Raw genomic sequence first — 4,068 nt, 5'->3', positions numbered from 1 at the left:
GGGGGGGGGGGGGGGGGGGGGGCGCCGGCCCCCCCCGCGGCCGGCGGGCGCCCCCCCCCCCGCCCCCCTTGTGTCGCGCCCCGCTGGGGTAAGGGAACATCGACAGGCAGTAGTAAGTCTCCTTGCCTGGCTGTTCACTGACTTCAAAGGACTTTTGCTCGTCCCAGAACGACTGGGCGGCGGCTTCGATTTCACGGGGCTGATATTGTTCGTGCATGGCTACTTTTGTACTGGATAGGGGTGGCCTAATCCTCTTCAACGCAGGTTCCGGGATGGCCCGGACGAGCTGGAAGTGGAATTACAGGAAGCGCCGTAGCATACATGACCGCGCTTGGCCTAGGGAAACCCTGATTACAGCTGTTTGGCCCGGTCAATCCGTGGCGAGGGCCGTTGGTCGCGGCGTGCAGCCGGTTTGTGCAGCGAAGCTAAGCTCTAACTGGGGAGTGAGTCTTATCTTCAATGAGGTGAGGGATGGTGGAGCAACAGCAGAAAAACGTGACGAAACCTGAGTTGTACGAACGGTTGATGAACCGTCTGGGCATGGCCCTGGATGCTGCAAAAACCGCTGACCGGCTGCGCGATGAGCGCCCCCTGGAACTGGAATTGCGTGGCTTGAGCCCCGCCGAGTTCAAACTGGTCAAGGCCTATCTGGATCGTAGTGAACGTGAAACGCATGGATGCTTGTCGCAAGCAGTGAAGCAGCTCGATGCAGCACATTCGGCCAAGGTCATCTGGCTCAAGGACAAGGCGCCCCGCAAAGACACCGTCAAGGTGCGGGCTTTGCAGGCCAAGTAAGCGCATGGCAGGTCAAGAAACGGATCTTTTTCAACAGGATCCCACCCTATCGGTTGTCGCGTTGTATTAACCCACTTAGGCTTCGGGCATCTTTGGAGATGCCCGATGCCTTTTCGTTATTTCATCAAACAACTTCTATTGCCGCCCGGCATTCTTTTACTGCTGTTGCTGCTTGCCTGGTGGCTGCGACGCTCGCGGCCGCGACTGGCTGGACTGTGTTTTGCAATCGGTTTGGGCGGGTTCTGGCTGATGAGCCTGCCGGTGGTGGTGCAGTGGGGCGCAAAAGCGCTGGAGCGCGAGCCGCCGCTGGCCCGTGAAGAGTGGGCGCTGCTGGCACAAAAGGCCGATGCCATTGTGGTGCTGGGGTCCGGGCGCGAGCGGGGTGATCTGGCCTGGGGCGAGGATCAGCCGACCGGCGTGGGGCTTGAGCGTCAGCGCTACGCGGCGCGGTTGGCCAAGGCCTCAGGATTGCCGATTCTGACCAGTGGCGGCCTGCATTATGGTACGCCGCCGACCGAAGCGAAGTTGATGGCGGATTCGTTGCTGGATGATTTCGGCGTGACCGTGCGTTGGCAGGAAGGCGAAAGCCGCACCACATGGGAAAACGCGAAGTTCAGCGCCGACATGCTGTTGCCTCAGGGGATCAAGCGTGTGGTCGTGGTGACGCAGGCGTGGCACATGCCCCGAGCGGTGTGGTGTTTCGAGCAGGCAGGATTCGAAGTGGTGCCCGCGCCGGTCGGATTTTTAGGCACCGATAACGCAAGACCGTTTGGTGGCTGGCTGCCGGAGTTCAAGTCGATCTGGCAGAGCGGGCAGTTGCTGAATGAAGCGGTGGGGCAGGTGGGGTATTCGTTGTTCTACCGCGGTGATTGATCGTTCCCACGCTCCGCGTGGGAATGCATCCCGTGGCGCTCTGCGCCACATTCGAAGCGGAACGCGGAGCGTCCCCGGCGACGTTCCCACGCGGAGCGTGGGAACGATCATTGTCGGGGGGCTTTAAAGGGTTTTGGACATCCGGCTCGCCATCAGCGCCCAGCCAAACAGCAGCAGACAGATAATGATCAACGGCCACGAACGCCATTGCAGATAAGGCGTGAGGTTGTGCATCGGCACCACTTCGCCGTAGAGAATGCCCTGCTCGAATTGCGGAATCTGTTCGGTGATCTGCCCGAACGGATTGATCAGTCCGGTCACGCCGTTGTTGGTGGCGCGGATCATCCAGCGTCCGGCCTCGAGTGCGCGCATCTGTGCCATTTGCAAATGTTGCAGCGGACCGATCGAGGTGCCGAACCAGGTGTCGTTACTGATTGTCAGCAACAGATCGCTGCGCGCCGACAGGCTGGCGGCGAACTCCGGGTACACCACTTCGTAACAGATGAACGGTGCAATCTGATAACCCTTGGCTTGCAACAGCGCCTGATCGGCCGGGCCACGGGCAAAGTCGGACATCGGCAGGTCGAAGAATGCGATCAACCCGCGCAGGATGTCCTGCAACGGCACGTATTCACCGAACGGCACCAGTTTTTGCTTCAGGTAAGTGCCGTCACCTTCGCCCACGACAGTGATGCCGTTGAAGAAGCGTTTTTCGTGACGCACCGTTTCGCGAATCGGCACGCCAGTGATCAGCGCCGATTTACGCTCGGCGGCGAAGTTGCCCATCATGCTCAGGTAGCCCTCGGCGGACTCCTTGAGCACCGGCACCGCAGTTTCCGGCCAGATCAGCAGGTCCACCGGTTTCGAGCGGAAGCTCAGATCGCGGTACAGCGCCAGTTGCGCGTTGAGCTGCGCCGGGTCCCACTTCATGCTTTGTTCGACATTGCCCTGGATCGCCGCGACCGTTAATGGTGCGCCGGACGGGCTGGTCCAAGCGTGGTTCTTGAGGGCAATGCCTGCCACCCACGGCCCGGCCAGCAACAATAGACCAACGGCAACAAACGCTTTGCGGCCGGTTTTCAGCAGGCGTGGCGTGTTGTAGATCAGTGCAGCGGTCAGTGCCAGAACGAACGACACCAGCCACATGCCGCCGACTGGTGCGAGGCCGGACAGCGGGCCGTCGAGCTGACTGTAACCGGAATATAGCCACGGGAAACCGGTGAGAAACCAGCCGCGAAACGCTTCCTGGCCGACCCACAAAGCAGCAAACGCCAAAGCGTCGGCCAGTGGCGCCTCGTTGCGACGCAACCAGCGTGCCCAGAGCCAGGCGGGCAGGGCGAAGAAAAATGCAATCGCTGCGGTAAACAGCAGCATCAGAAACCCGGCCAGCAGCACAGAAGCGCCGCCGAAGTGGTGGATGCTGTAGTAGATCCAGCTGGTCCCGGCGCCAAACAGGCCGAAACCGAAGCACCAGCCACGGCCCAGCGCCTGGCGCGGGCTCAGCTCGCGCAAACCGGCATAGAACAAACCGACCGCCAGCAAAGCCAGCGGCCAGATATCGAACGGTGCCAGAGCGAAGGTGGTGATTGCACCGGCCGCCACGGCCAGCAGGTTACCGGGCCAGCCGGGGCGGGTTGTCCAGCGCAGGGGGTATGTCATCAGCTATTTCCTGTATCGCGCCGGGTCTGCTGTTACGCAGGGCAAGGCGCGAGGAGTGAAGTTTGGTTTTTCAAATGAACGACGAGTAACGCAGCCCTGCGTAACAGCAGGCCCGGCCCTCCGGGTTACGCCTGAAAGCGGGCCATGCTGCGTTGCAGTCCTTGGAAAGGGAATGCCATTCCCTGCGGACTACGCCTTGCCTGGCCCGCTTTCAGGCGCAACGCGATGCAGGAAATAGCTGATGACATACCCCAATCCTTAGAATTAACGAGCGATTGGCGTCAGTCGCAGCAAGTGAATCCGACGGCTGTCGGCGTTCAGGATGCGGAAACGATAGGCGCCGATTTCAGTGATTTCATTGCGTTTTGGCAAGTGCCCGAACGCACTCATCACCAGGCCGCCGACGGTGTCGAACTCATCGTCGGAAAACTCGCTGTCGAAGAACTCGTTGAAGTTCTCGATCGGCGTCAGGGCCTTGATCAGGAAGTCACCACTTGGCAGCGGCTTGATGTAGCTGTCTTCTTCGACGTCGTGTTCGTCTTCGATGTCGCCGACGATCTGTTCGAGCACGTCTTCGATGGTCACCAGACCGGCCACGCCGCCGTATTCGTCGATGACGATGGCCATGTGGTTGTGGTTGGCGCGGAAATCACGCAGCAACACGTTCAGACGCTTGGTCTCCGGCACGAAAGTGGCCGGGCGCTGCTGGTCCTTGATGTTGAAGCTGTCGCCGTTTTCCTT

At 60.6% G+C, this 4,068-nt stretch carries 4 protein-coding genes and 1 pseudogene; 2 read left to right on the top strand and 3 right to left on the bottom strand.

What is annotated here, in order from left to right:
* Positions 1–94: 94 nt before the first annotated feature.
* A pseudogene (locus ACIONG_RS26765) lies at positions 95–217 on the bottom strand (hypothetical protein); the annotation flags it as partial.
* A gap of 254 nt (positions 218–471) precedes the next feature.
* On the opposite strand from ACIONG_RS26765, the gene ACIONG_RS26760 reads away from it, so the two are divergent.
* A complete protein-coding gene (locus tag ACIONG_RS26760) occupies positions 472–795 on the top strand; it encodes a hypothetical protein (RefSeq protein WP_103303676.1) in 324 nt (107 codons plus the stop codon).
* Positions 796–900: 105 nt separating this feature from the next.
* Positions 901–1,668: a YdcF family protein gene (locus tag ACIONG_RS26755; protein WP_103303675.1), complete on the top strand. Its 768-nt coding sequence runs from the start codon at positions 901–903 to the stop codon at positions 1,666–1,668.
* A gap of 123 nt (positions 1,669–1,791) precedes the next feature.
* Here the strand turns inward: ACIONG_RS26755 and lnt are convergent, their stop codons facing one another.
* Both lnt and ACIONG_RS26745 read right to left on the bottom strand, forming a co-directional pair.
* Entirely contained in the window at positions 1,792–3,315 is a 1,524-nt protein-coding gene (lnt, locus tag ACIONG_RS26750) for an apolipoprotein N-acyltransferase (RefSeq protein ID WP_401303715.1), read from the bottom strand.
* A gap of 276 nt (positions 3,316–3,591) precedes the next feature.
* Positions 3,592–4,068 (bottom strand): transporter associated domain-containing protein (locus tag ACIONG_RS26745; protein WP_401303705.1); only part of this gene is annotated, 477 nt, incomplete at its 5' end.

Origin of the sequence: Pseudomonas sp. NPDC087817, from assembly GCF_044742875.1 — a bacterium.
In the GTDB taxonomy this organism is placed as follows: Bacteria; Pseudomonadota; Gammaproteobacteria; order Pseudomonadales; family Pseudomonadaceae; genus Aquipseudomonas.
This window is presented reverse-complemented; position numbering and strand designations above follow the sequence as displayed.